Here is a 25,656-nt window from a genome sequence, read left to right on the forward strand (position 1 = left end):
GTTGATGGCGGGGAAGAGCAGCGTGCCGTCCCGGTGCATCTCGTAGAGACGGTGCACACCGGTCGTCGTCTCCTCCGTCACACCGCGGATCTCGGACGCCAGCTGCGTCCACTTCTGCGGGTTCTCGGTGAGAGTGCGGTTCAGCAGGCGCAGGATGTGGCTGTACTCCTCGCTGTCCGCGGTGGACGGGTCGGGAGCGGCGCCCGCCTTCTCGAACTCGACGCCCTTGTGGACCAGGAGGGTCGCGTCACCGCCGTCGTCCAGGATCATGTTCGGGCCACCGGTGGGGGTGTTCGGCCAGGTCAGCGCCTGCTCGGTGCACCACCAGTACTCCTCCAGCGTCTCGCCCTTCCAGGCGAAGACGGGGATGCCCTGCGGGTTCTCGGGGGTGCCGTTCGGACCGACCGCGATGGCGGCGGCGGCGTGGTCCTGGGTGGAGAAGATGTTGCAGGAGGCCCAGCGGACCTCGGCGCCCAGCGCGGCAAGGGTCTCGATGAGGACCGCGGTCTGCACGGTCATGTGCAGGGAGCCGGTGATCCGGGCGCCGGCCAGCGGCTGGGCGGCGGCGTACTCCTTGCGGATCGACATCAGGCCGGGCATCTCGTGCTCGGCGAGCGTGATCTCCTTGCGGCCGAAGGCGGCGAGGGAAAGGTCGGCGACCTTGAAGTCCTGGCCATTGGCGACAGTCGACATGCGAGCTGCTCCTCGTGGTTCGGGTCGAGGGTGGTTACGGCTGGCTCTGCGGCGGCCGGGGCATACGAATGCCCGGGAGTCCGCAGGACAGTCCGTCGGAGGCCCTCTCTCCCTCGGCCGGTCCGCGTGGGACCGCCCGACCGCCATCAGCAGCGACGTCTGACTGGTTACGAATCTACACCGATCGGCCCAGGCGGCCCCAGCCCGCCCGGGTACGGGTTCCGGCCAGTCTCCCGGGGGCCGGAGCGCGGCCGGTCCGCGGCCTCCGGGCTTTTGACATGGCCGGAATGTGGTGCACCATGCTGCGACATCCCGCCGACGGGTCGGGACCATCCGGTCAGGAACAGCGAACGGGGAAGGCACCCGGACCAGGGCCGCCGGCATCACCGGTGGCACGCGGTCCAGGGGCCTTCCCCGTTGGACTGACCAGGATCCGCTCAGTGGCCGGAGCCGCCCGGCGACGTGGCGGGGTCGGTGCCCGTGGCAGCCCTCGCCTCGTTGTAGATGTCCGGCTCGAGGTAGATCACACGCGCGATCGGCACGGCCGCCCGGATGCGGTCCTCGGCGGCGTTGATGGCCTCCGCCACCTCGTCGGCGGTCTCGTGCTGCTCGACGGCGATCTTCGCGGCGACGAGCAGTTCCTCGGGACCGAGGTGGAGCGTGCGCATGTGGATGATGCGGGTGACGGTCCGGCCGTCGACCGTGGCGGCCTTGATCTTCTCGATGTCGTCCGTGCCCGCGGACTCACCCAGCAGCAGCGACTTGGTCTCCGCGGCGAGCACGATGGCGATCACGATGAGCAGGACACCGATGCACAGGGTCCCGATGCCGTCCCAGACGCCGTCGCCCGTGACCAGCGCGAGGCTGACGCCGACGAGGGCCAGGATCAGGCCGACCAGGGCGCCCAGGTCCTCCAGCAGCACCACGGGAAGCTCGGGCGCCTTGGCCCGGCGCACGAACTGCGTCCAGCTGAGCTTGCCGCGCACCACGTTGGATTCCTTGATGGCGGTGCGGAACGAGAACGTCTCGGCGATGATCGCGAAGACCAGCACGCCGACCGGCCAGTACCAGGCCTCGATCTCGTGCGGGTGCTTGATCTTCTCGTAGCCCTCGTAGATGGCGAACATGCCACCGACGGAGAACAGCACGATGGAGACGAGGAAGGCGTAGATGTAGCGCTCGCGCCCGTATCCGAAGGGGTGCTGGGGCGTCGCCTCCCGTTGGGCCTTCTTGCCGCCGAGCAGCAGCAGGCCCTGGTTGCCCGAGTCGGCGAGCGAGTGGACGCTTTCGGCGAGCATCGACGACGAACCACTGAAGAGGAACGCCACGAATTTGGCCACCGCGATTGCGAGGTTCGCGGCGAGTGCTGCCACGATCGCCTTGGTACCGCCTGACGCGCTCATGCTTGCCCGATGTCCCTTCGTACGTACGCCGACCGGTCCTGTGCGCGGTCTCGGCGGTGCGCCATTGTCGCAGCAGCCGTCCGCGGTGCCGACTCAGGCCACCACAGTCGCGCGGAAGACCGTGCCGGGACCGCCGTCCGTACCCGAGATCTCCACCTTCTCCCCTGCCGGCACGAACGCCGACTCGCCCGGTCCCAGCCTCAGTTCACCGGCCGTGACGCCGCCGGCGGTGCAGAGCAGGATCTGCGGCGTGGACGCGGTCACGTCGCGCGGCTCCGCGTCGGGCGCGAGCACGTAGCGGGACAGCCGGAACTCGTCGATAGGGGTGTCGTAGACCTCTTCGCCGGAAGGTGACGCCTCGGGGCGCAGCACGGCGGGTTCGGTGGCCTCGAACCGGACGATGCGCAGGAGTTCGGGGACGTCCACGTGCTTGGGGGTGAGCCCGCAGCGCAGCACGTTGTCGGAGTTGGCCATGATCTCGACCCCGAGCCCGTCGAGGTAGGCGTGCGGCACGCCGGCGCCGAGGAACAGCGCTTCTCCCGGCTGCAGTTGGATGTGGTTGAGCAGCATCGCCGCGATGACGCCGGGGTCACCCGGGTAGTGGCGGGCGATCGCGGCGTACGGGGCGTATGCCCCGCCGAGCCGTTCGGCGGCGGCCGCGGCCTCCGCGACGGTGGCCGCCATCTCCTGCGGGTCCGCGGTCAGTACGGCGGTGAGCACCTCGCGGAGGGCGGCGTCCTCGGGCTGGGCGTGCAGAAGGTCGACGTACGGCTTGAGGGAGTCGACCTCGAGTCCGGCGAGCAGTTCGGCCGCGGCGGCGGGGGCGCGGAAGCCGCAGAGGCCGTCGAACGGCGTGAGCGCGCAGATGAGTTCCGGCTTGTGGTTGGCGTCCTTGTAGTTGCGGTGCGGCGCGTCGACGGGGACCCCGGCGTTCTCCTCGGCGCCGTAGCCGTCCCTGGCCTGGGCGAGGTCCGGGTGGACCTGGAGGGACAGGGGCGCGGCCGCGGCAAGGAGCTTGAGGAGGAAGGGCAGCCGGGGACCGAACTTGGCGACGGCCGCGTCGCCGAGCTCGCGTTCGGGGGCGGCGGCGATCACGTCGGACAGGGGCTGGTCGGCCTCGCCGCCGCGGGTGACGCGGGACGGTGCCCCGGGGTGTGCTCCCATCCACATCTCGGCCTGCGGCTCGCCGGTGGGAGCGACGCCGAGCAGCTCCGGGATGGCGGTCGTGGACCCCCAGGCGTAGGGGCGCACGGTGTTGGCGAGGCGATCCATGGTCTTCCTGGTCCTTCGTCGGTACGTCGTGGTGCGGGTGCGGCCGTTGTACGTCTACTCGTGGTGGTTGCCGGAGCCCGCGAGGGCCAGGTACACGGCTGCGAAGTCGGTGACGGCGAGCAGTTCGGCGATCGACTCGAGCTGCGAGCCGTCCTCCGGTTCGAGCTCGCTGACGGCCGTGTCGTGGCCGAGCGCCAGCTCGCGGGCGGCGGGCGCCGCCGTGAGGCCGCCGGCCGGCCGGTCGCGCAGCAGTACGACACGGGCCCGCAGCGCCTGCTGCTCGTCGACCCGGTCGCGGAAGAAGTCGTCCTCGTCGGCGCCCGACGCGAAGTCCCCGGCCAGGAGGACTCCGTGCGCCGGCAGTGCCTCCGGCAGTTCGGCCGCGAGCGCGGGGCGGCCCGCGAGCTCGGCCAGGACCGCGGCGAAGCGGCGGCCCGCCGGGCCGGCGCCGGCGCCCTCCGTCCAGATGAGCGGCAGCCGGTCGGCGAGGTCGGCGGCCAGCGTCTTGGCCGGGTTGCTGTGTGTGGCGATGGCGGGGCCGCACCGTTCGGCGGTGCGGTCGAGACGGTCCGCGACCTTCGCGAGGGTCTCCGGGGGCGCGTCGACCAGCGCGAGGCGGTCGAGGAGCGCGAGGAGGGGCGTGAACAGCGCCCAGAGCGCGCCGGGGGCGGCGGCCTGGGCGGTCTCTTCCGCCTCGTAAGGGGCCGTGGCCATAGGAACGACCAGGCCGTGGATCGCGTCGACCGCCTCCGAGAGCGGCGCGGTCTGAGGAGCGACGGCGACGACCGTGCAGCCGCGCCGGTAGGCCTGCTCGGCGAGCAGGGCGAGGCCGGGTTCGCTGCCGTCCGTGGTCGTGAGGAGCAGCAGGTCGAGCGAGCCCGCCCAGCCCGGCAGGACCCAGCGCAGGGCGCCCGCCGCGTGGGCGACGCCGGTGGGGCGGAGCGGGATGACGGGGGCGGAGGCACCGGCGAGGGCGCCGATCAGATCCGCGACGCCCAGGGCCGCAGTGCCGGGGCCCGCGACGAGGACGGCCCGCGGCCGGCCCTCGGGGCTGAGCCGCGCGATGCCGGCTTCGTCGGCGTGCCTGGCGGCGGTGCGCACCCGGGCCCCGGCCTCTGCCGCGCCGCGGAGCAGGCCGCGGCGGTCGGCACGGGCCAAGGCGTCCGGGTCGTCGAGGAGCGACTCGTCGAGCATGGGGGTGGGCCTCCGATCGCCGTACGCGTGCGGGGGGTGTTGTGCGGTTGTCGGGACGCGGTCCTGACGGCGGGACCACGTCCTGTCGGGCGCCGTCGTACCGGGCCCGCGGTCCGTCGCGCCACCGTCCGTCGGTGCCGCGTTATGCGGGGCGGCGAGCCTCGTCGACGAGGAGGACGGGGATGCCGTCCCTGACCGGGTAGGCGAGGCCGCAGTCCTTGCCGGTGCAGATCAGCTCGGGCGTGTCGGCTGCCGTGCGGTCGTCGAGCGGGGCGTGGCAGGCCGGGCAGGCGAGGATCTCCAGGAGGCCGGCTTCGAGCGACATGACAGCGGTGTCCCTTCGGGCATGTCGCACATCGGACGGAGCGTTCGCGCTCGCGTCGGACGTGCGGTCACGGTGTGGCGGATCAGGCCTCGTCAGCCTACCGCCGGGGAGCGGGGTGCGGCTCGTTCTGGGGCGGCGTGGGCGGGCGGTACGGGCGGGGACGGCCTGCCCCCACCCGTACCGGCGGGCTCAGGCCCGTACGAGCGCGAGCACCTCGTCCCGGATCTTGGCCATGGTCGCCTCGTCGCGTGCCTCCACGTTGAGCCGCAGCAGCGGCTCCGTGTTCGAGGCGCGCAGGTTGAACCACCAGTCCGCGGTGGTCACCGTCAGCCCGTCGAGCTCGTCGGCCGTGGCGTCCTCGCGGGCGGCGAAGGCGGCCTTCACCGCCGCCGCCCGGCCGGCCTGGTCGTCGACCTTGGAGTTGATCTCACCGGAGGCCGCGTACCGGTCGTACTGCGCGACCAGGTCGGACAGCGTGCCGTCCTGGGAGCCCAGCGCCGCGAGGACGTGCAGCGCGGCGAGCATGCCCGTGTCGGCGTTCCAGAAGTCGCGGAAGTAGTAGTGCGCCGAGTGCTCGCCGCCGAAGATCGCCCCGGTGCGGGCCATCTCCTCCTTGATGAAGGAGTGCCCGACCCTGGTGCGCACCGGCGTGCCGCCGTTCTCGCGGACCACCTCCGGCACGGACCACGAGGTGATCAGGTTGTGGATGACCGTGCCGCCGGGGTGCTTGGCCAGCTCCCTGGAGGCCACCAGGGCGGTGATCGCCGACGGTGAGACGCCCTCGCCCCGCTCGTCGACGACGAAGCAGCGGTCCGCGTCGCCGTCGAAGGCCAGACCCAGGTCCGCGCCCTCCTCGCGCACGCGGGCCTGGAGGTCGACGATGTTGGCCGGGTCGAGCGGGTTGGCCTCGTGGTTGGGGAACGTGCCGTCCAGCTCGAAGTACATCGGGACGAGCGTGAGCGGCAGCGGGCCGAAGACGGTGGGGACCGTGTGGCCGCCCATGCCGTTCCCCGCGTCCACGACGACCTTCAGGGGGCGCATGGCCGACAGGTCGACGAGCGAGAGCAGGTGTTCGGCGTAGTCGGTGAGCGTGTCGCGCTCGGTCACCGTGCCAGGGGTCCCCGCGGCGGCGGGGGCGCCCTGCTCTGACCAGGTCTCGACGAGGCGGCGGATGTCGGCCAGGCCGGTGTCCTGGCCGACGGGCGCGGCACCCGCGCGGCACATCTTGATGCCGTTGTACTGCGCGGGGTTGTGCGAGGCGGTGAACATGGCGCCCGGGAGCCCCATGTGTCCGGAGGCGAAGTACAGCTGGTCGGTCGAGCACAGTCCGATGAGGGTGACGTCGGTGCCGCGGGCCGCGGCGCCGCGCGCGAAGGCGCCCGACAGGCCGGGCGACGACGGCCGCATGTCGTGGCCGACGACGATCGCGTCCGCGCCCGTCACCTCGACGAAGGCGGCGCCGAACAGTTCGGCGAGCGACTCGTCCCACTGATCCGGCACCACCCCGCGGACGTCGTACGCCTTCACGATCTGCGACAGATCAGCAGCCACGGCCCAACCCCTTCTGAAGTCCATGCGGTCACCTCAAACTACCCTTACGGGGCCGTGGCGTGGGGCGTGGACCGGGTCCCGTCGCAAAGCCGTCGGACGGGTGGGTGTGCGAGGGGAACGGCGAGGTCAGGAGTCGGGGGAACGCAGCACCCGCAGGTGACCGCGGCGCGCGACCTCCATGGGGTCCGTCGAACGCCGGCCGCCCTGACCGCCCGCTTCCGCCGTACGCCCCTGGGGCCGTGCCGCCTCGCGCACCGCGTTCGCGAGCGCTTCGAGATCGTCGCCGCTGGGGCGGGCCGGTGCGGAGCCGTCGGTGAGCCGGACGACCTCCCAGCCGCGTGGCGCCGTCAGCCGCTCGCTGTGCTCGGCGCACAGGTCGTAGCAGTGGGGCTCGGCGTAGGTGGCGAGCGGACCGAGGACCGCAGTCGAATCGGCATAGACGTACGTCAGTGTCGCGACGGCAGGGCGGCCGCACGCGGTGCGCGAACAGCGACGTACAGGGCTCACGACGTTGGACGGTACCGCACTCTTGAGCGGGCTGCGACGACTCTCCACCAGGTCACTCCCCCGTGTCGTGGTGTGACATCGGACATATCGGCTGTTCGGGCAACTGGCCTGACCTGCACGGAGAGAGAACCGCACCGGAGACGGCCGGGCACCGCGCGGTCACGAGGTGGAGTGAATCAGATCAATTGCGGCGAGAGGGACGATCGCGAGAGTCGTGGAATCGGGCTCAACGTTGGCCGAAATGCTCAATCGGCGACAGGCCGGCCGCCGCCGGCCCGGAGGCGATCGCCGTGGTCCTCGGAGAGCTACCCTGCGTCAGTGATGGACAGTCCCGTACCCCCCCGACCGGCAGAGCCGAGGCCCCGCCGCCGTGACCGCCATGGAAGAGGCATGCGCGGCCCGGTCGCTCCCCCGCAGGTGCCGCTCTCGGCCAGCCGTGCCGAGACGTTCCGTGACCTGGTCCAGGACTCGGTGGAGAGGCTGGAGCGGCACTGGCCGCAGTTGGCCGACGTCGACTTCCTGGTCCTCGAGGTCCCTGGTTCGCCCGACGAGTCGGTGCCCCTGGGCAGTGCCGTCCCGGCCGCCAAGGACCGGCCCGCGCGGATCATGATCTACCGGCGCCCTGTCGAGATCCGGACAAAGAACCGCGACGAACGGGCACTCCTTGTGCACGAAGTGGTCGTCGAGCAGGTCGCCGAGCTGCTCGGGCTGGCCCCGGAGTCGGTCGATCCGCGCTACGGGCAGGACTGACGGAAGGTCCGGAAGGAACCGGCGGAGACGCGTGGTGGCCGGCCTGCGCCGGCCACCCGAACGCGTCAGTCGTCCAGCACGGAGAGATCCTGTTCGGCCTCCGGAACGGCCACCATCCCCCGGTCGTCCGGCAGCGTCTGCACGGTGAACATCGGGATGCCGTCCTCGGCGATCTCCAGCGACCGGGACGCGTGCACCGGCCCGCCGGACACCGTCTCGACCGTGAGCGCGTAGGAACCCTTGAGCCCGGCCGGCACCGGGGCGGGCACGGCCAGCGTCGTGCCGGCCTTCACCGAGTACGTCTTGACGACCTGCGTACCGCCCTCGGTCCCCGCCGACGCGGTGACCTTGACCTCGGCGGCCTCACCCGCCGCCACGAGCGACAGCTGGGCGCCCTTGGCCCGGTTGTCGGCGACCGTGGCACGCTCCCCCACCGCCGCGGCGGCCGGGATGAACGCGACCTCCTTCTTGTCGCCCTCGCCCCGTACGACACGCAGCGCGGCCACCACCGGGGCGGCCCGGCGGCCCTCGGCCGGGCTGAGGACGAGGGACCCGGCCTCGCCGCGGGTGACGTCCTTCAGGTCGAGGCTCGCCGTCATCCCGGACTTCACGTGGAGCGTCTCCGCCCCGGCCGGGGTGATGGTGCCCGTCGCGCCCGCCAGCCGCACCTGGAGCTCCGCGTCGTCGTCACCGGGGGCGAACGCCACCAGCTGCACAGAGGTCGCGTCCGCCGGGATGCCGGGCAGCACGGCCGTGGCTGCCGGGTCGGCGGAGGCGGCGAGCCAGTCACTGCCGCTGTCCTCCTCCGCGGACCGCACGACGGCGCCGACCCGGCCGCTACGGGTGGTGACGTGGACGGTCACGTCCTCCGCCGGGTCCGCCGTCAGCGTGGACAAGAGGACCGGCAGGCCGGCCCCGCCCGGAACCGGGATGCCTTCGGCCACGGTGCTCTTGAGCGCGCCGTCCTTGCCGTAGAGCTCGACATCGACGACGGCGGCGGTGTCGTCCGGGTTGGTGAGGTGCACGTAGTCCTGGCGCTTGTCGGCCAGGGAGGCGCCGGGGAACCAGAAGTCCGTGTCCGGTGCGGTGCAGCTGACGCCGAGGAGGCCCCGGCCACTGCCCGCGGAGACGGTGGTGGTCTGCTGCGCGGTCCACCCGGGGGCGAGACGGCCGGTGGCCGTCCCGACCAGTGCCGGGGCCTGGCCGCCGCTCTCCTCGGCCGAGACGGGCTTGCCGGGCTCCTTGAGGGCGAGGAAGGGCTTGCCGGAGGCGGGCTTCCCGGCCTCACCGTCCTTGTCCGCCGTGCCCTTGTCGTCCTTGTCGGCCTCGCCGTCCTTGTCCGCCGGCGCGTCGTCGGGATCGGCCAGCGTGGCCGCGGACGGCCGCAGCTCGGCCGTGTCCGCGCCGGCGCCCGCCGCCTCGTCCGCCGAGTCCCCGTCCTCGGCGTCTCCCTCCGCGGCGTCCTTCATGACCGGGGTGAAGGAGGTGTAGCGCGTCTCCGCGAGGTCCGAGCTGCTGGGGGCCGGGCAGAGCAGGCTGGAACGTTCGACGGGCAACCGTGCCGGAGCCGCGGCTTCCGTCGTCGTCTCCCCGTCCGGTGCGGTGAGCGAGGCGAAGCCGGTCACGGCGGCCAGAGCCGTGGCGACGGCGATCAGGGAGATGGTCGTGCGCTTCACTCTGACTCGCCTCGCGTCGTGCCGGGGGCTTGCGCCGGGGGCTGGGGGTACGGGCCGCCGTTCGCGTCGCCGTAGCCGTACGGGTCGTACTGCCCGTCCTGCTGCTGGTACTGACCGTCTGGCTGGTACTGGCCGTCCTGCTGGTACTGACCGGGCTGGTACTGCCCGTCGGCCCCGTACTGGCCCTCGGACCCGTACTGGCCGTCGCCGTAGGAAGCGGCCTGGTAGGGGTCCGCCTCGTACGGCTGCTGGTAACGGGGGTCGGCGTACGTCTGGTCCCCGTACTGCTGACCGTCCGCGTACTGCTGCTCGCCGCCGTAACCCTGGCCCTGGCCCGCGCTCTCGCCGTACCGGCCGTCCTGGTACTGCTGCTGGTCGTACGAGGTCCCGTAGGGCGCGTCCACGTGGGTCTGCGCGTCCCACTCGCCGTACTGCTGCCGCGGCACCGCCGCCGGGTAGGCGGCGGGCTGCGCCGCCTCCTGGTCCGGCTCCGCCGTCTGCGGCCCGTCCTGGGCCGTCGGCTCCGCCTCCTCGGCCTCCGCCTCGGCCTGGGCCCGCAGCCTGCGCGCCCGCCGGCCCTCGCCCGCGACCGGCTGCTCCGGCACGACCACGGGCTCCTCGGGCAGATCGTCGTCGATCTCCCGGCGCCGGCCCGGCAGGGCCAGCACCAGCAGCACGAGGGCGAGGAACGCCTGGATCCAGATCCAGGCCGTGTGCGTGGCGGGGTCCTCGTACGTCAGGTCGAGGCGGCCGCCCTCCGCGGGCAGCTCGAAGCCCTGCGCCCAGCCGTCCACCGTGGTCTTCTTCAGCGGGCGTCCGTCGAGCGTCGCCTGCCAGCCCTCCGCGGCACGATCCGCGATGCGCAGGACGCGGCCGGAGCCGCCGACGGGGATCTTCGCGTGCGCCTCCACGGCATCGGAGGCCACGGGCAGCGGTTCGTCCTTGCCGGTGACGATGGTGGCCCGGGCGACCTGGCGGTCGACCCGCCAGAGCGCGCTGCCGTCGAGCTGGCTGAGCCTGCTGAGGCCCGGGGTGGCGTCGAGGACTCGGCTGGTCTGCCGGGGGGCTCCGTCGCGCACCAGCACGTAGCGGATCGCGAAGCCGCTGAGCTGGCTGGTCTGGTCGGCGCCGGAGCCCGCGACCAGGTTGGCGACGATCTTGTCGAGCCGGGTGTCGCCACCGGCGGTCTCGGTGAGCTCGGCGTCGCCGAGGCGGGCACCGGAACCGCGTACGAGGGTGTAGGAGACCTTCGCGGCGGAGGCGCCGCCGAGGACCAGCGTGCGCGGCTGGTCCTGGGTGTCGCTCTCCTCCGCGACGAACGCCGGCACCTGCACCGGGTCGCGCCGCTCGAGGGGGCCGCCGGCGCCGCTCAGCATCCAGTTCGCGGCGGCGACGACCGGGGCGAGCCCGGCCGCCAGCGCGACGAGGGCGGCGACGGGCTGCCGCCAGCCGAAGCTCTGGGCGGCGACCCGGGTGCGGCCGCCCTCGCCGCCGAGCACGGCGGCGGCCAGCAGGGCGATGCCGTAGACGAGGGTGGCGGGACCGGCCCAGCCGGCGCCGCTGTCGCCGGAGCCGTTGACGAGTGCCGCGAAGACCAGGGCGACGAGCGCGACCGCCCAGGCGCCGCGGATGGCGAACTGCCGCTCCTCGCGCAGCAGGGCCCCGAGCGCCGCGAGCACGATGCCGATCATCAGGAGCCCGCCGACGGTCCCCGGGCCGCCGGGGCTGATGCCCAGCAGGTCGGTCGCGCCGGCGGTGCCGCCGTCGTACTCGAGCCCGGCCTCGCGGAAGAATCCGGAAGGGCTGGTGAGCAGCGACAGCGACCAGGGGGCGAGGACCAGCATCGGCGTGCCGACGGACGCGACGAAGCGCAGGGCGTAGGCGGTGATGTCGTCGCGGCGCAGCACCAGGACGGCGATGCCGATGACGACGGCGATCGGCCATACGACGGGGGTGAAGGCCGTCGCGAAGGTCAGCAGGAGGGCGTACGCCCAGGTGGCCCGCCAGCTGCCGCGGCCGCCGCCCTGGACGCGCAGCCCGTGGGCGGCGACCGCGGCACGGGCGATGAGCGGCAGCACGATCGCGAGGACCGCCGTGCCGAGCCGCCCGGTGGCCAGCGCGCCGGTGGCGGCGGGCAGGAAGGCGTAGGCGACGCTCGCCCACGCCCTCAGCAGCCGTGAGCCGACGATGGAGCGGGAGGCGAAGTACGCGGTGAGGCCGGCGAGCGGGACCGAGCAGACGAGCAGCACGGTCAGGGCGAGGCCCGTGGAACCGAGGAAGAGAGCGGAGAGCACCGCGAGGACGGCCAGGTAGGGCGGCGCGGTCTGGGTGCCGCCGGTGCCGATGGGATGCCAGCTGTCGGCGTAACGGTTCCAGAGGTCGAAGACGTCGGGCGGGGCGGGCAGCAGGGCGCCGCCGGCCAGCGCGCCGCCCGCGAACAGTCCGCGGCAGGCGACGAGCGAGGCGACGAGGAGCAGGGCGAAGAGGAGCGGTCCGGGCTTGCGGGCGATCTTCTTGAGCCTGGCGAACTGCTCGATCTCCAGGAAGTCCGCGTCGTCCCCGCCCGGGCCCGATTCCACGGCGCCGTGCCGGGAGCCGCCGGAGTCGGCGTCCGAGCCGCCGAAGCCTGAGACGACCTGCTCCACGGTGGCCCGGACGGTCGCGCCGGGCGGCGGGAACAGCGGCCGCAACTCACTGGCCTCGACGGTCCGCCGGGACCGTCTGCGGCGGCCGGCCAGGATGCGCTCGGGGCGCAGCAGGACGCCGAAGAGTCCCATGACCTCGTCGACGGCCTGCCCGGGCACCTTGCCGACGAGGTAGGCGAGGGTGCGCAGCAGTGTGCCGAGGACGATGCGCAGCAGTACATAAGGCAGCGCGACGCCGCGGGTGTTGGTGAGCAGTGTGTAGACGGCGCCCGCCTTGTCGACGCGGTGCGGGCTGGCCACGGACCGGCCGGCGCAGTCGACGGTGCGGCGCTCGCGGGCGGCGGCCTCGGCGTGCCGCAGTACGGCGTCGGGGGCGATCAGGACGCGGTGCCCCGCGGAGTGGGCGCGCCAGCACAGGTCGACGTCGTCGCGCATGAGCGGCAGTCGCCGGTCGAAGCCGCCGAGTTCCTCGAACACGTCGCGCCGTACGAGCATGCCGGCGGAGGAGACGGAGAGGACGGAGCGCACCTGGTCGTGCTGGCCCTGGTCCTGTTCGCGGCGGTCGAGTCCGGTCCAGCGCCGTCCGCTGTTGGCGATGGAGACACCGGTCTCGAGCAGCTGCTTGCGGTCGTACCAGCCGCGGAGTTTGGGACCGACGATCGCCGCGTGTTCGTCCGAGTCGGCGACGCGCAGCAGTTCGGCGAGGGCGTCGGGCTCGGGCGCGCAGTCGTCGTGCAGGAGCCACAGCCACTGGACGGGCTTGCCGTGCGGCAGCTCGGGCATGTCGTAGGCCTCGTCGCGCCAGGTCCTGGTGACGGGGTCCCAGCCGCTCGGCCGCTTCAGATACGGCAGTTCCTCGGGGGTGAGGACCCCGGCGGTGCGGGCGGCCTCGTCGACGGCGGTGCCGAAGCCGGTGCGGCGTGCGAGGTGCAGTACCCGGTCGGCGCCGAGGGCGTCGGTGAGCAGTCGGGCCGAGTCGTCGGCGCTGCCGGTGTCGGCCGCGACGACGTTCTGCACGGGGCGTTCCTGGCCGATCAGTCCGGCGAGGGCGTCGGGGAGCCAGCGCGCGCCGTCGTGGGAGACGAGCACGGCGGTGACTACGTGCCGCGGGAACTCTGGCGCGGCTGCCGGAACAAACGCGGCTGTGGTGGCGGACATTGAGGTACGGGCCCTCCGGCCGGGGTCACCCCGTAGGGGCTCTGGTGCGTCACGGACGGGGCCCCACACTAACGGCTGACATGTGGACGGTCCGCAGCCTGTGGACAACCCACAGACGGCGGACCGTTCGTTACGTGCACAGTTGACGCGGTTGTACCGTTTGAGCCGGACGTGATCGGGCGGCTCGAGCCGGACGCGGCCGGGCGGCGGGAGGGGCGGCGGTTCAGACGGCGGCCTTCTTCAGGCGCCGGCGTTCCCGCTCCGAGAGGCCGCCCCAGATTCCGAATCTCTCGTCGTTGTTCAGGGCGTATTCGAGACATTCGGAGCGGACCTCGCAGGCGAGGCAGACCTTCTTGGCCTCGCGGGTGGAGCCACCCTTCTCGGGGAAGAAGGACTCGGGATCGGTCTGGGCGCACAACGCGCGCTCCTGCCAGCCGAGTTCCTCGTCCGCGTCCTCGACCAGCAGTTGTTCGAACAGCTCGGTCATGTGCGCCCCTCGTCTGTCTTTGCGTCCCCGTGATGTTGCCGCGATCCTTTTCGGCCGAACGACACGAGTGAAATTACAAGTGTGTGGCTCCGGGCCAGTCAAGCCGAGATCTGCTATTGGGCCCGGTATTCACTCTGCGGAACCAAGGCTATGCGGAAAGTGTTCAAATCACCAAAAAACGTGACACATGCCAGCGGCCTGCTCCGCACCCCGCTCCTCCTCGAAAAGGAAGACGCCAGAGACATCGATCTTGTTTCGATCGAGCCGGCGAAGCGATCCGGATCACAGTCCGATCACTTCAGGCCGGATGACGTTTGCAAGCGGGGTTGCTGCCGCATGTGTCCCCGCCTTCCGCTGCACAAACCTTTCTCCGTTCTCCGTAACCGGAAAAGGTGAAACATTGCCGCCAAATCGGTCATTGGGTTGACAGTCGACGAGCGCAACCGTCACCTTTGATTCCATGCCAGCGACCACAGCGCCCCTCGCGACCCGCCTCCGCGGGTTCCGCAGCGCTGTCCAGGCGCGCTGTTGCTGTTGCTGTTCCAGCTGTTGATGCCCTCGCGCTCCAGCTTCCGCGTCTCCTTCCTGCTCTGCGACATCCCCGCACTTCTGCTGAGGACCCCCCGCACCCATGAACAGCGACAGCGACCTCCAGATCGCCGGCGACATCCTCGCCGTACAGCACCTGCTCCAGCCCGCCCGTGAGCACCCGGCCACCGTGGCCGAGTTCGCCGGCCTCGCCCGGTCCATCGCCGCAGACCGCGCGCAGTGGGCGCACCTCGTCGAATACGACGCCACCACCCGCTGGTACCACCGGCTCGGCACCGGCCCCGGTTACGAGGTCTGGCTGCTCAGCTGGGTCCCCGGCCAGGGCAGCGGGCTCCACGACCACGGTCCGTCCTCCGGTGTGCTCACCGTTCTCGAGGGCGAGCTGACCGAACGCACCGCCCGCGGCGAGCGCTCGCTCGCGGCCGGTGCGCAGCGGGTCTTCGCACCCGGCTACGCACACGAGGTCGTCAACGACTCCCTCGAACCCGCCGTGAGCCTGCACGTCTACTACCCGGGTCTGACCGAGATGCCCATGCACACGGCCGCGCGCTGCACGACGGAGACGGTTCCCGCCTGACGACCCGGCGGCACCTGCGAGGATGTCGGCATGCGCATTGTGGTTCTGGCCGGCGGCATCGGCGGCGCCCGTTTCCTCCGCGGTCTCAAGCAGGCCGCGCCCGAAGCGGACGTCACGGTGATCGGCAACACCGGTGACGACATCCATCTGTTCGGCCTGAAGGTCTGCCCCGACCTCGACACCGTGATGTACACCCTCGGCGGTGGCATCAACGAGGAGCAGGGCTGGGGCCGCGAGGACGAGACCTTCCAGGTCAAGAGCGAACTCGCGGCGTACGGGGTCGGCCCCGAGTGGTTCGGCCTCGGGGACCGCGACTTCGCCACCCACATCGTCCGTACGCAGATGCTGAGCGCCGGCTACCCGCTCAGCGCCGTCACCGAGGCCCTGTGCGACCGGTGGAACCCGGGCGTACGGCTGCTGCCGATGTCCGACGACCGGGTGGAGACCCATGTCGCCGTGACGCTCGACGGTGAACGCAAGGTCATCCACTTCCAGGAGTACTGGGTGCGGCTGCGGGCCTCCGTGGCCGCAGAGGCGGTCGTCCCGGTCGGTGCCGAGCAGGCCAAGCCCGCGCCCGGAGTGCTGGAGGCCATCGCCTCCGCGGACGTGATCCTCTTCCCGCCGTCGAACCCGGTCGTCAGCGTCGGCACGATCCTCGCCGTGCCCGGCATCCGGGAGGCCATCGCGGAGGCGGGCGTCCCGGTCGTCGGCCTCTCCCCCATCGTCGGTGACGCGCCCGTGCGCGGCATGGCCGACAAGGTCCTCGCCGCGGTGGGCGTGGAGGCGACCGCGGCGGCGGTCGCACAGCACTACGGCTCCGGGCTGCTCGACGGCTGGCTCGTCGACACGGTCGACGAGCCGGCGGTCGGCGCCGTCGAGGCGGCGGGCATCCGCTGCCGGGCGGTGCCGCTGATGATGACCGACGTGGACGCGGCCGCCGACATGGCCCGGGCGGCACTGGCGCTGGCCGAGGAGGTACAGGCGTGAGCCCGGCGTCGTACCGGGTCTGGGCGCTGCCCGGACTCGGCGAGGTCCGGCCCGGCGACAACCTCGCCAAGCTGATCGCCGCCACCTCCCCGGGACTGGCCGACGGGGACGTACTGCTCGTCACCTCCAAGATCGTCAGCAAGGCGGAGGGGCGGATCGTCCAGGCGGCGGACCGTGAGGCCGCCATCGACGCGGAGACGGTACGGGTGGTCGCCCGGCGCGGCGCCCTGCGCATCGTCGAGAACCGGCAGGGCCTGGTGATGGCCGCGGCGGGCGTCGACGCGTCCAACACCCCCGCGGGCACGGTGCTGTTGCTGCCGGAGGACCCGGACGCCTCCGCCCGCGCGATCCGCGAGGGGCTGCGCGACGAGCTCGGCGTCGACCTCGGCGTCATCGTCACCGACACCTCCGGCCGGCCCTGGAGGACCGGACTGACCGACATCGCGATCGGCGCGGCGGGCGTGCGGGTCCTGGACGACCTGCGCGGCGGCACCGACGCCCACGGCAATCCCCTCAGCGCCACCGTCGTGGCCACCGCCGACGAACTCGCCGCCGCGGGCGACCTGGTGAAGGGCAAGGCCGAAGGACTGCCTGTCGCCGTCGTCCGCGGCCTGCCGCACATCGTGGGCGACGCCGACGAGGACGCGAGAGCGCTGGTCCGGATCGCCGCCGACGACATGTTCCGGCTGGGCACCTCGGAGGCGATACGGGAGGCGGTGACACAGCGCCGCACGGTCCGGGAGTTCACCGACGAGCCGGTGGACGGCGGCGCGGTGCGGCGCGCGGTCGCGGCCGCGGTGACGGCGCCCGCCCCCCATCACACGACGCCGTGGCGCTTCGTCCTGCTCGAATCGGCCGGCTCGCGCCGCCGCCTGCTGGACGCGATGCGCGACGCCTGGATCGCGGACCTGCGCCGTGACGGAAAGTCGGAGGAGTCCGTCGCCAAGCGGGTCCGGCGCGGGGACGTCCTGCGCAACGCCCCGTACCTGGCGGTGCCGTGCCTGGTGGCGGACGGCGCGCACACCTACGGCGACGAGCGCCGGGACGCCGCCGAGCGCGAGATGTTCGTCGTCGCGGCGGGCGCCGGTGTGCAGAACTTCCTGGTGGCGCTCGCGGGCGAGCGGCTGGGATCGGCGTGGGTCTCTTCGACGATGTTCTGCCGCGATGTGGTGCGGGAGGTGCTGTCGCTGCCGCCGACATGGGACCCGATGGGTGCCGTGGCGATCGGCCACGCCGCCGTCGCGCCCAAGGCCCGCCCGGCGCGGGAGGCTTCCGCTTTCATCGAGGTCCGCTAGGGACGCCCACCGGCAGCCCGGGACACCTCCGGGCTGCCGGTCACCACGCGGCGATGTCGACCCTGCGCATCTTCGGTTCGCGGCGCGGCGGGACGCGGCCCCCCAGCAGGATCAAGCGTGCCGCGCGGTGGCGCTGGCCCTCGTAGGGGGCGAGCAGCTCCAGCATCGCCGCGTCGTCCGTGTTGCGTTCACCGGCCAGGGAGTAGCCGACGATCCGCGGCAGGTGCAGGTCGCCGACCGTGACCGCGTCGGGTGCGCCGTTGCTGCGCTGGATCACCTCCGCCGAGGTCCACGGGCCGATGCCGGGGATCAACTCCAGCCGCGCCATGGCCTGTTCTGGCTCCATCGCCGCCGCTTCCTCCATCCGGCGGGCCACCCGCACCGCGCGCAGGATCGTCGACGCGCGCTTGTTGTCGACGCCCGCGCGGTGCCATTCCCAGGACGGGACGAGCGCCCAGGTGCGCGGCTCCGGCATGACGTACAGGCGCTGGTCCGGGCCCGGCGCCGGTTCGCCGTACGTGCGGACCAGCAGCCGCCAGGCCCGGTAGGCCTCGTCCGTGGTGATCTTCTGTTCCAGGATCGAGGGGATCAGGGATTCCATGACGAGTCCCGTGCGCAGCAGCCGCAGTCCCGGCCGCCGGTGCTGCGCGGCGGCGACCAGCCGGTGCCGCGGGGTGAAGGCCTCCGGCTCGTCGGAGGCCCCGAGCAGCTCGGGAAGCCGGTCGAGCAGCCACTCCGCGCCCGGCCCCCAGGCCTCGGCCTCGACGGTGCCGGCCCGCATCGCGACGTGCAGCGTCCCGGGCCCGGCCGGGGTGCGGCTGGCCCGCCAGGCCGAGCCGTCCGGCGTCGTACGGAAGGTGGGATCGGCGGGGCCCCGGCGCAACGGGCCGAGGACCAGTTGGAGGTCCAGCGGCCACGGCGGGGTCCACCGCCGGGTCCGGGCGGCGGCGGGCGCGGCGGGGACCTGTCGCGGTATCGCCGCGGGTACGCCGCTCGCGCCACCGCGCACGGTGGCGCGGCTCGTGTCCGGTCGGAAGCGCCCTGCCATGCGGCCAGGCTACTGGTCGGAGGAGAAGCGGACCGCGCCCGCCGGGAGGACCGCGTCGCACCACACCCGCGCACCGTCCCTGAGCTCGTTGTCCTCACCCACGACAGCGCCGTCCCCGACGACCACGCCGGACAGCACCGTGCGCGCCCCGATGCGTGCGCCCGCGCCGACGAGTGAGTCGCAGATCACGGCGCCCGCTTCCACGACCGCGCCGGCCAGGACCGTGCTGCCGTCGATCCTGGCGTCCTCGCCGACGATCGCGCCCTCGCAGACCACGGTGCCGCCGGTCAGCTTCGCGCCGGGCGCCACCCGCCCGGTCGGCAGCACCAGCCGGTCGCCGCGCCTGCCCGGCACGGCGGGAGAGGGAGCACGGCCCAGGACCAGATCGGCGGAGCCGCGGACGAAGGCGTGCGGCGTGCCGAGGTCCAGCCAGTACGTGGAGTCGACCATGCCCTGGAGGTGGGCTCCGGCGCTCAGCAGCTCCGGGAAGGTCTCGCGCTCGACGGAGACGGGCCTGCCCGCCGGGATGGAGTCGATGACGGAACGCCGGAAGACGTAGGCGCCCGCGTTGATCTGGTCGGTGACGATCTCCTCGGGCGTCTGGGGCTTCTCCAGGAACGCGGTGACGCGCCCGGTCGCGTCCGTCGGCACCAGGCCGAAGGCGCGCGGGTCCTCGACCCGGGTGAGGTGCAGGGAGACGTCGGCCCCGGACGAGCGGTGCGTGCCGACGAGGGCCTCGATGTCGAGTCCCGTGAGGATGTCGCCGTTGAAGACGAGGACCGGGTCCTCGGGGCCCGACCGCAGCCGGGAGGCGACGTTGCGGATGGCCCCGCCGGTGCCGAGGGGCTCCTCCTCCGTCACGTATTCGAGGTGCAGCCCCAGCGCGGAGCCGTCGCCGAAGTACGGCTCGAAGACCTCCGCCAGGTAGGAGGTGGCGAGCACGATGTGCTCGACGCCCGCCGCCCGCGCCCGCGCCAGCTGATGGGTGAGGAACGGCACGCCCGCCGCCGGGACCATCGGCTTCGGGGTGCGGACGGTGAGCGGACGCAGCCGGGTGCCCTTGCCTCCGACCAGGAGGATCGCTTCTGGGGCCAGGTTCAATGCGTTCTCTGCTTCCTGCTGGGGCCGGGCTCGGTCACGGTTTTGACCGGCCAGTTTATGAGTTGCGTCCACAGCGGCCCGAGGTGCGTCCGCCGCGGCCCGGCCCCGTCCTCCGTCAGCGGCCCTGGAGCTTGGCCGAAGCCGTTCTGGCGGTTCCGAGTTGGCTGTAGAGACGGCCTCCGGGGCAGTCCGTGACGTAGCCGTCGCGGTGTCCGGAGATGGCGTTGAGCTGAACCTTGACGCCCTTCGCGTATTTCCCGCTGCCGGCCGAGGTGAGCGTCACCTTGCCCGCGGGGTTGATCCCGTGCAGGCCGAGCTTCCACGCGGTCAGCTTGGCCACGGCGGTCACCGCGGCCTGCGGCGGATTGGAGGAACTGTACGTGCCGAGCACGGCGATGCCCGTGCTGTTCGTGTTGAAACCCAGGGTGTGCGCGCCGAGCACCGGCTTGGCCACGCCTCCTGCCCGGCCTTCGTAGATGTTTCCGCACTTGTCGACGGCGAAGTTGTAGCCGATGTCGCGCCAGCCACTGCTCTTGACGTGGTAGCGGTAGATACTGCGGATAACGGAGGGGGCCTCCTTGCAGGTGTAGTTGTTGCCGGTGGCGCTGTGATGGACGAACGCGGCCTTCACCGAGCCCGTGTAGACGAACGCCTTCTCCCGCCACGACTCGTCGGCGCCCCATCCCTTGCGGGTGACGATGCTCGGCCTCGGGCCGATGTACGGCTTGGCGCCGGCCGCGAGATCGCCGGCGAGCAGGTCACCCGCCGCGGCCGCCTCTGCCTCGGTGTCGGCCTGGTTGAGGGCCGGGATCACCAGGCCGCCGACCGGGGAACGACCGACGGTGGGCTCCGTGTCGGGGCCTGCCGCGACCTGGTCGGTGTCGGGTTCGGGGGCGGTGTCCGTGTCGGGGGCGGTGTCCGTGTCAGGGGCGGTGTCCGTGTCGGGGTCCGCGGCGGCCGGATCGTCGCCGGGGTCGACGAGTTCGAGGCGCATGCCCTCGGGCAGTCCGCTCGAGGTGCCGTCCTCGGCCCGTACGCGTACCTCCACGCCGTCCGAGGCGCCGACCCACAGCGGGGCGGTGGAGCCGCGCACCGAGCGCGACTCGCTCTCGGCGGTGCCGGGGTCGGCCGCGTGCTCCGAGTTGTGCGTCTCGACCTGCTGCCAGTCGGACCAGACACCGGACCCGGCCGCCCGGGTGCGCACCTCGACGGTGCCGTGGAGTTCGGTGAACGCGTCCTCCCAGACCAGGCCGACGAGCGAGAACGGGTCGACGTCCTGCTCGGGAAGGCCCAGTTCGGGGGTGCCGGCGGAACGGTCCGAGGGGGTTTGGCCGATGACCTTCAGTGGCAGGGACTGGGTCGAGCCGGGCACGTCCGGTGCTTGTGGGACCGCGGCGGCCGGCAGGGGCGCGGCGAACGCGCCGGAAGCGAGCGAGAGCGGAATGACGAGCGCGGTCGCGCACGCCACTCCGACGGAAGAAGCCAGGTATCCACGCATGGCAAGGATCCTGGGCCGGTGCGGCGGGCCGCGCTCGGCGGCAAACCACCGGCGGACCGGCGCCCCTTCGGGCCGACCGGAGGACACCGTCACCCGAGCGGCCGCCTCCGCGCCGGGCGGCGGCGTACGCTTGCGCGGATGAACGCCAGCGACCGCACCCCCGCCGACCTGCTGCGATCCGCGCTCGCCGCGGACCCCGCGCGCCCCTTGGTCACCTTCTACGACGACGCCACCGGTGAGCGGGTCGAATTGTCCGTCGCCACCTTCGCCAATTGGGTGGCGAAGACGGCGAATCTGCTCCAGGGCGACCTCTCCGCGGAGCCGGGCGATCGGCTCGCGCTGCTGCTGCCGGCGCACTGGCAGAGCGCTGTCTGGCTGCTGGCCTGCTCCTCCGTGGGCGTGATCGCGGACGTCGGCGGCGACGCGGCGCGCGCGGACCATGTCGTGGCGGGGCCGGGCCGGTTCGACGACGGGCTCGCCTGCGGCGGCGACCGGATCGCACTGTCCCTCGCACCGCTGGGACGCCGCTTCCCCACCCCTCCGGCGGGCTACGCCGACTACGCGGTGGAGGTGCCCGGCCAGGGCGACAGGTTCGCGGCCTACGCGCCGGTGGACCCGGACGAGCCGGCACTGACCGTCGGAGACCTTGAACTGACCGGTGCCGAACTGGTCGGGCGGGCACGGGAGGACGCGGAGCGGCTGGGTCTCGCGCCGGGGTCGCGGCTTCTGTCCGGGAAGTCCTACGACTCCTGGGAAGGGCTGTCCGCGGGGTTGTACGCGCCCCTGGCGGCCGGGGCCTCCGTCGTTCTGTGCCGGAATCTCGGCGACTTGTCGCAAGACGCCCTGGAGAAGCGCGTCGAGAGCGAGCGGGTCACCGTCACGGCGGTATGACAAGCGTGGGGCGTCCACCCGTGTGGCGCACACTCGGGCCGAGCCCTCCCCGTCCGGCGGCGGCCCCGGTGGATGATCGGCGACAAGCGTGCTTCAACGCACAACCTAGCGCCGGGTTCAGCCGTCTAGACCAGCGATCGGCAGCCCAGCGTGCCGCCGACGCCATGAAGGATGGACGCACACGTGACGGACAAGGCCGGCACGCCGGTGGACCCCTCGGGGTCCACCGACGCGGACGAGAAGGCGGGATCCGCGGTCGCGGACGACTCCGCCACGCCCGGCGGCCCGGCCGACTCCGGGAGAGCGGGCGACACCGCCGCTGACACACGCGCCGAGACCGCGGCGGGTTCGACGGCCGACGACCCGGCCGGGGACACGGCCGCCTCCACTGCCGGCCCGAACCCCGAGGACGCGGCGGACGCCACCCCCGACACGCGGGCGGGGACCAAAGCGGCCTCGGCGGCCGGCGAGGCCACTGACCCGGCAGGCCATACGGCCGAGGGTGCGGCCGCTGACACAGGCCGTCCGACCGACGACGAGGCCGGGAACGCAACAGGCCCTACGCCCGACGACGCCACTGACCCGACAGGCCCGACGCCCGACGACGACGCCGGGAACACGCCTGGGCCCGTGGTCAGGACGGACGCGGAGCCCGGCGGCGACGCCCCCGAGGCCGCGGCTGACCCCACGCCCGGCACGGACGTCACGTCCGGCGGCGATGCCGCCGAGGCGCAGGACACCCCGTCCTCCTCGCCGGGCGGTGCCCGTACGGGTGACGCGGACAGCACCCGCGCCGACGGCCCGCCCCCCTCGGGCGGCGGCGGACCGGGCGACGGTGGCGGCGGCGGAGACGGTCAGGGCGGGGACGGCGACGGCCCGGCCGGAGGCAGGCCGCCACGGCACTGGATGCGCTGGGCCGCGCTCGGCACCTCGCTCGTCGTGCTCGCCGCCGCCGGCGCCGGCTGGTGGTTCTACCGAAAGCTCGACTCCAACATCACCACGGACACCACCGCCGCCGCCGAACTGGAGACGTACGAGAAGGAACGCCCCACGCCCGTCGCCGTCGACGCGCAGAACATCCTGCTGCTCGGCTCCGACACCCGGGCCGGGGAGGGCAACAGCAAGTACGGCCGGGACGAGAACGGCGGCAGCCAGCGCTCCGACACCACGATCCTGCTGCACATCGCGGCCGACCGTAAGAGCGCGACGGCGATGTCGATCCCGCGCGACCTGCTGGTCACCGTCCCGAGCTGCGGAAAGCCGGACGGCAGCCGCTCCAAGGAGCAGACGGCGCAGTTCAACTGGGCCTTCCAGTTCGGTGGGGCGGCCTGCACCATCCGTACCGTCGAGAAGTTCACCGGGGTCCGCATCGACCACCACATGGTGATCGACTTCCGCGGCTTCAAGGACATGGTGGACGCCGTGGACGGCGTCGAGGTGTGCCTGAAGGAGCCGATCGACGACAAGGACGCGCGGCTCAAGCTGCCGGCCGGACCGCAGACGCTGCACGGCGAGGAGGCACTCGGGTTCGTCCGGGCGCGCAAGACGCTGGGCAACGGCAGCGACACCGAGCGCATGGAGCGGCAGCAGCAGTTCCTGGGCGCGCTGGTCAAGAAGGTGCAGAGCAACGGCGTACTGCTCAATCCGACGAGGCTCTATCCGGTGCTCGACGCGGCGACGAAGTCCATCACCACCGATCCGGGTCTCGACTCACTGAAGGACCTGTACGACCTGACCCGCTCACTTCGGAGCATTCCGACGGAAAAGGTCCAATTCCTCACCGTTCCCCGGCAGCCGCACGCCGCGAATCCCAACCGGGACGAGCTCGTGCAGCCGGATGCGAACGAACTCTTCGAGAGTCTGCGCGAGGACGAGCCGGTCACGGTCGTACCGAACGGCGAACGCGAGGGCGAGGGGACCACCGGAGAACCGGACACCGGCGGGACCACCGCACCCAGTGCGACACCGACATTTCCCGGTACCAATGCCGCCGAAGGGATGTGTGAGTAAAGCAATGGCCAAACGGAAGCAGAGAGTGCTGACGGATTGGGCGAATTGCCCAGTTGTAAGGGGCGTGGAATTTGTCACGGACGTCGCTCGACGCTGAACTGGACGGATAGTGTGACGCGATCCGGTGCTTCCGACCCTGTGTCGCGCACTGCTGGATCGAAGGACCGAGCGCCTGCCGGGGGAGGCGCGTCGCGTGGCACCCGACGGAGGACTCAAGCAACCGTGGATGCGCAAAGCCGTGGGCGGGCGGACGAGATCGACCCCGCCGACCAGTGGGTACTCAACCCGCAGACCGGCAACTACGAACTGCGACTGGATCAATCCGCACCGCAGTCGTTCCCCTCCGCCAGAGGCTCCGGCCGCAGCAGCACAAGATCCGGCGCGGCCGGCGGCCGCGGTGCCGCCCCACGGAACCCGGCGGCCGGAAATGGTGCCCGGCGCGGTACGACCGCCCCGGGCACCGAGGTCCCCGAGCAGCGCAGGCGTCGCACGGGTGACGCGTCCGGCGGCCGGGCGGCACAGGCCCAGACCGGCCGGCGCAAGCGCAAGCAGGGCAGGTCGCGCAAGAAGAAGGCGCTGCTGTGGACGGGCGGCACGCTCGCGCTGGTGATGGTGGGCACGGCCACGGCCGGATACCTCTATTACGAGCACCTCAACTCGAACATCACCTCGGTCCCCGACGACGGCGCCGGCACCGGCGGCTTCAGCAAGGACCGGGCGATCAACATCCTGGTCATCGGCACGGACAAGCGCACAGGTGACGGCAACGAGGGCTACGGCGACAGGAACAGCGCCGGCCACGCCGACACGACGGTGCTGCTGCACGTGTCCAAGGACCGCACCAACGCGACGGCGCTGAGCATCCCGCGTGACCTGATCACGGACATCCCGGACTGCCCGACCACGCAGGAGGACGGGTCGACCAAGACCATCCCGGGATCGCCGAACACACGCTTCAATGTGAGCCTCGGTCAGTCGGGCCGTACGCCGAGCTGCACCATGCGTACGGTCACCGAGCTCACCGGCATCAAGCCCGACCACTTCATGGTGGCCGACTTCAACGCGGTCAAGACGCTGACCTCGGCGGTCGGCGGTGTGCCGATCTGCCTCGCCAAGGACATAAAGGACCCCGACTCCAAGCTCGACCTGCCCGCGGGCGAGCACGAGATCGAGGGCGAGGAGGCCCTGGCGTTCGTCCGTACCCGGCACGCCGTGGGCTTCGGCGGCGACCTCGACCGCATCAAGCTGCAGCAGCAGTTCCTGAGCTCGCTGATGCGCAAGCTGAAGTCCAACGACACGCTGACCAGCCCGACGAAGCTGGTGAAGCTGGCGGAGGCCGGCACCAAGGCGCTGACCGTCGACTCCCAGATAAACGACATCATGAAGCTCCGTGACCTCGGTCTGGAGCTCGGCAAGTTCGACATGAAGAACCTGACCTTCGCGACCGTGCCCGTGCGGGACAACCCGGCGGAGACGGTCAAGGCCACGGTCGTGCTCGACGAGAGCAAGGCCGAGTCGCTGTTCTCGATGGTCCGCGAGGACGTCTCCCTCACCGAGGTCGAGCAGAAGAAGAAGCAGGCCAAGGACAAGCAGAACGCCCTTCTCGAAGGCACCAGGGCCGAGGCGTCCGACGTCCGCGTCGATGTGTTCAACGGCGGCGGACCGACGGGCGCCGCGCAGAAGACCCTCGACTGGCTCCAGAACACCGAGGGCGTCCTCAAGTCCGCCAACAAGGGGAACGCCCCGGCGGACGTGACCAGGACGACCCTCGAGTACGCACCGAACCAGGCCGACCAGGCCCGCGCACTCGCGGACCTGATGGGCCTGCCTGCCGCGGCGTTGAAGCCGGGCACACAGGACGCGGAGGGTCTGACGGCGATGACGCTGACCCTCGGTCCCGATTTCAAGGGCGCAGGGGTGCCCATCACCGGTCCGGCGAAGGTGCCGGACGACATCCAGAAGGTCGAAGCCGACAAGAAGGTCTGTGCCGGATGACGCCGGAGGAACGGCTCGTGACACGAGCCTGAAACCAGGGGGGA

At 72.3% G+C, this 25,656-nt stretch carries 20 protein-coding genes; 7 read left to right on the forward strand and 13 right to left on the reverse strand.

All coding sequences use genetic code 11. From position 1 onward, the window contains the following. The 7 genes from AB0K36_RS31885 to AB0K36_RS31915 form a co-directional block, all read right to left on the reverse strand. Window positions 1-693: adenosylhomocysteinase (locus AB0K36_RS31885; protein WP_364600865.1), on the reverse strand; the 693-nt coding region annotated here is incomplete at its 3' end. Between the two features lie 437 nt (window positions 694-1,130). Continuing rightward, window positions 1,131-2,096, reverse strand: a complete 966-nt coding sequence (locus tag AB0K36_RS31890) for a cation diffusion facilitator family transporter (protein WP_364600867.1) — start codon at window positions 2,094-2,096, stop codon at window positions 1,131-1,133. A gap of 93 nt (window positions 2,097-2,189) precedes the next feature. Beyond that, window positions 2,190-3,368 (reverse strand): mannose-6-phosphate isomerase, class I, encoded by a 1,179-nt coding sequence (manA, locus tag AB0K36_RS31895; RefSeq protein WP_364600869.1) that lies wholly within the window; start codon window positions 3,366-3,368, stop codon window positions 2,190-2,192. A 54-nt stretch (window positions 3,369-3,422) separates the two neighbouring features. Next, window positions 3,423-4,562: an SIS domain-containing protein gene (locus tag AB0K36_RS31900; RefSeq protein WP_364600870.1), complete on the reverse strand. Its 1,140-nt coding sequence runs from the start codon at window positions 4,560-4,562 to the stop codon at window positions 3,423-3,425. A gap of 142 nt (window positions 4,563-4,704) precedes the next feature. Next, the gene (locus AB0K36_RS31905; protein ID WP_364600872.1) at window positions 4,705-4,887 is read right to left on the reverse strand and encodes a Trm112 family protein; all 183 of its coding nucleotides are present in this window, start codon (window positions 4,885-4,887) and stop codon (window positions 4,705-4,707) included. Window positions 4,888-5,076: 189 nt separating this feature from the next. Further along, window positions 5,077-6,438: a phosphomannomutase/phosphoglucomutase gene (locus AB0K36_RS31910; protein ID WP_364600874.1), complete on the reverse strand. Its 1,362-nt coding sequence runs from the start codon at window positions 6,436-6,438 to the stop codon at window positions 5,077-5,079. Between the two features lie 126 nt (window positions 6,439-6,564). After that, entirely contained in the window at window positions 6,565-6,993 is a 429-nt protein-coding gene (locus tag AB0K36_RS31915; RefSeq protein WP_364600876.1) for a DUF3499 domain-containing protein, read from the reverse strand. Between the two features lie 273 nt (window positions 6,994-7,266). Here AB0K36_RS31915 and AB0K36_RS31920 point away from each other — a divergent pair, with 273 nt between their 5' ends. Further along, window positions 7,267-7,695, forward strand: a complete 429-nt coding sequence (locus AB0K36_RS31920) for a metallopeptidase family protein (protein ID WP_078951277.1) — start codon at window positions 7,267-7,269, stop codon at window positions 7,693-7,695. A gap of 65 nt (window positions 7,696-7,760) precedes the next feature. Here the strand turns inward: AB0K36_RS31920 and AB0K36_RS31925 are convergent, their stop codons facing one another. From AB0K36_RS31925 to AB0K36_RS31935, 3 genes are all read right to left on the reverse strand, one after another. Beyond that, the gene (locus tag AB0K36_RS31925) at window positions 7,761-9,371 is read right to left on the reverse strand and encodes a DUF5719 family protein (RefSeq protein ID WP_364600878.1); all 1,611 of its coding nucleotides are present in this window, start codon (window positions 9,369-9,371) and stop codon (window positions 7,761-7,763) included. Next, entirely contained in the window at window positions 9,368-13,174 is a 3,807-nt protein-coding gene (locus AB0K36_RS31930; protein ID WP_364600880.1) for a glycosyltransferase family 2 protein, read from the reverse strand. The genes AB0K36_RS31925 and AB0K36_RS31930 overlap by 4 nt, the downstream gene beginning before the upstream one ends. Before the next feature lie 223 nt (window positions 13,175-13,397). Then, window positions 13,398-13,661, reverse strand: a complete 264-nt coding sequence (locus AB0K36_RS31935; protein ID WP_053557226.1) for a WhiB family transcriptional regulator — start codon at window positions 13,659-13,661, stop codon at window positions 13,398-13,400. 631 nt (window positions 13,662-14,292) lie between these two features. Between AB0K36_RS31935 and AB0K36_RS31940 the strand changes: the two genes are divergently transcribed. From AB0K36_RS31940 to AB0K36_RS31950, 3 genes are read left to right on the forward strand one after another with little or no spacing between them, the layout of a single operon-like run. After that, window positions 14,293-14,787 (forward strand): cysteine dioxygenase, encoded by a 495-nt coding sequence (locus tag AB0K36_RS31940; protein WP_364600883.1) that lies wholly within the window; start codon window positions 14,293-14,295, stop codon window positions 14,785-14,787. 30 nt (window positions 14,788-14,817) lie between these two features. After that, window positions 14,818-15,774 carry a 2-phospho-L-lactate transferase gene (gene cofD, locus AB0K36_RS31945; protein ID WP_189469400.1) on the forward strand — a complete coding sequence of 319 codons (957 nt, stop codon included), beginning with the start codon at window positions 14,818-14,820 and terminating at the stop codon, window positions 15,772-15,774. Beyond that, the gene (locus AB0K36_RS31950; RefSeq protein WP_364600885.1) at window positions 15,771-17,069 is read left to right on the forward strand and encodes a coenzyme F420-0:L-glutamate ligase; all 1,299 of its coding nucleotides are present in this window, start codon (window positions 15,771-15,773) and stop codon (window positions 17,067-17,069) included. The genes cofD and AB0K36_RS31950 overlap by 4 nt, the downstream gene beginning before the upstream one ends. 40 nt (window positions 17,070-17,109) lie before the next feature. Here AB0K36_RS31950 and AB0K36_RS31955 read toward each other — a convergent pair whose 3' ends face one another. The 3 genes from AB0K36_RS31955 to AB0K36_RS31965 all read right to left on the reverse strand — a co-directional run bounded on the left by AB0K36_RS31955 (window position 17,110) and on the right by AB0K36_RS31965 (window position 20,716). Then, a complete protein-coding gene (locus tag AB0K36_RS31955; protein WP_364600887.1) occupies window positions 17,110-18,117 on the reverse strand; it encodes a DNA-3-methyladenine glycosylase family protein in 1,008 nt (335 codons plus the stop codon). Window positions 18,118-18,126: 9 nt separating this feature from the next. Next, window positions 18,127-19,218, reverse strand: a complete 1,092-nt coding sequence (gene manB / locus AB0K36_RS31960) for a mannose-1-phosphate guanylyltransferase (protein WP_364600889.1) — start codon at window positions 19,216-19,218, stop codon at window positions 18,127-18,129. A 115-nt stretch (window positions 19,219-19,333) separates the two neighbouring features. Further along, complete coding sequence (locus AB0K36_RS31965; protein ID WP_364600891.1) at window positions 19,334-20,716, reverse strand: peptidoglycan recognition protein family protein; 1,383 nt, start codon at window positions 20,714-20,716, stop codon at window positions 19,334-19,336. A gap of 138 nt (window positions 20,717-20,854) precedes the next feature. Here AB0K36_RS31965 and AB0K36_RS31970 point away from each other — a divergent pair, with 138 nt between their 5' ends. The 3 genes from AB0K36_RS31970 to AB0K36_RS31980 all read left to right on the forward strand — a co-directional run bounded on the left by AB0K36_RS31970 (window position 20,855) and on the right by AB0K36_RS31980 (window position 25,612). Beyond that, a complete protein-coding gene (locus AB0K36_RS31970) occupies window positions 20,855-21,607 on the forward strand; it encodes a TIGR03089 family protein (RefSeq protein ID WP_364600892.1) in 753 nt (250 codons plus the stop codon). 183 nt (window positions 21,608-21,790) lie between these two features. Further along, window positions 21,791-23,617 (forward strand): LCP family protein, encoded by a 1,827-nt coding sequence (locus AB0K36_RS31975; RefSeq protein ID WP_364600893.1) that lies wholly within the window; start codon window positions 21,791-21,793, stop codon window positions 23,615-23,617. A gap of 222 nt (window positions 23,618-23,839) precedes the next feature. After that, window positions 23,840-25,612 (forward strand): LCP family protein, encoded by a 1,773-nt coding sequence (locus AB0K36_RS31980; protein ID WP_364600895.1) that lies wholly within the window; start codon window positions 23,840-23,842, stop codon window positions 25,610-25,612. Window positions 25,613-25,656 lie beyond the last annotated feature (44 nt).

The sequence above is a fragment of the Streptomyces kurssanovii genome (assembly GCF_040677245.1).
Lineage (GTDB): Bacteria > Actinomycetota > Actinomycetes > Streptomycetales > Streptomycetaceae > Streptomyces > Streptomyces kurssanovii.

Bases quoted from the DNA above. Each gene is read 5' to 3' on its own strand.
- AB0K36_RS31890 (WP_364600867.1), bottom strand. From the start codon at position 2,096: ATGAGCGCGTCAGGCGGTACCAAGGCGATCGTGGCAGCACTCGCCGCG.
- manA (WP_364600869.1), bottom strand. From the start codon at position 3,368: ATGGATCGCCTCGCCAACACCGTGCGCCCCTACGCCTGGGGGTCCACG.
- AB0K36_RS31900 (WP_364600870.1), bottom strand. From the start codon at position 4,562: ATGCTCGACGAGTCGCTCCTCGACGACCCGGACGCCTTGGCCCGTGCC.
- AB0K36_RS31905 (WP_364600872.1), bottom strand. From the start codon at position 4,887: ATGTCGCTCGAAGCCGGCCTCCTGGAGATCCTCGCCTGCCCGGCCTGC.
- AB0K36_RS31920 (WP_078951277.1), top strand. From the start codon at position 7,267: ATGGACAGTCCCGTACCCCCCCGACCGGCAGAGCCGAGGCCCCGCCGC.
- AB0K36_RS31930 (WP_364600880.1), bottom strand. From the start codon at position 13,174: ATGTCCGCCACCACAGCCGCGTTTGTTCCGGCAGCCGCGCCAGAGTTC.
- AB0K36_RS31935 (WP_053557226.1), bottom strand. From the start codon at position 13,661: ATGACCGAGCTGTTCGAACAACTGCTGGTCGAGGACGCGGACGAGGAA.
- AB0K36_RS31940 (WP_364600883.1), top strand. From the start codon at position 14,293: ATGAACAGCGACAGCGACCTCCAGATCGCCGGCGACATCCTCGCCGTA.
- cofD (WP_189469400.1), top strand. From the start codon at position 14,818: ATGCGCATTGTGGTTCTGGCCGGCGGCATCGGCGGCGCCCGTTTCCTC.
- AB0K36_RS31955 (WP_364600887.1), bottom strand. From the start codon at position 18,117: ATGGCAGGGCGCTTCCGACCGGACACGAGCCGCGCCACCGTGCGCGGT.
- AB0K36_RS31965 (WP_364600891.1), bottom strand. From the start codon at position 20,716: ATGCGTGGATACCTGGCTTCTTCCGTCGGAGTGGCGTGCGCGACCGCG.
- AB0K36_RS31970 (WP_364600892.1), top strand. From the start codon at position 20,855: ATGAACGCCAGCGACCGCACCCCCGCCGACCTGCTGCGATCCGCGCTC.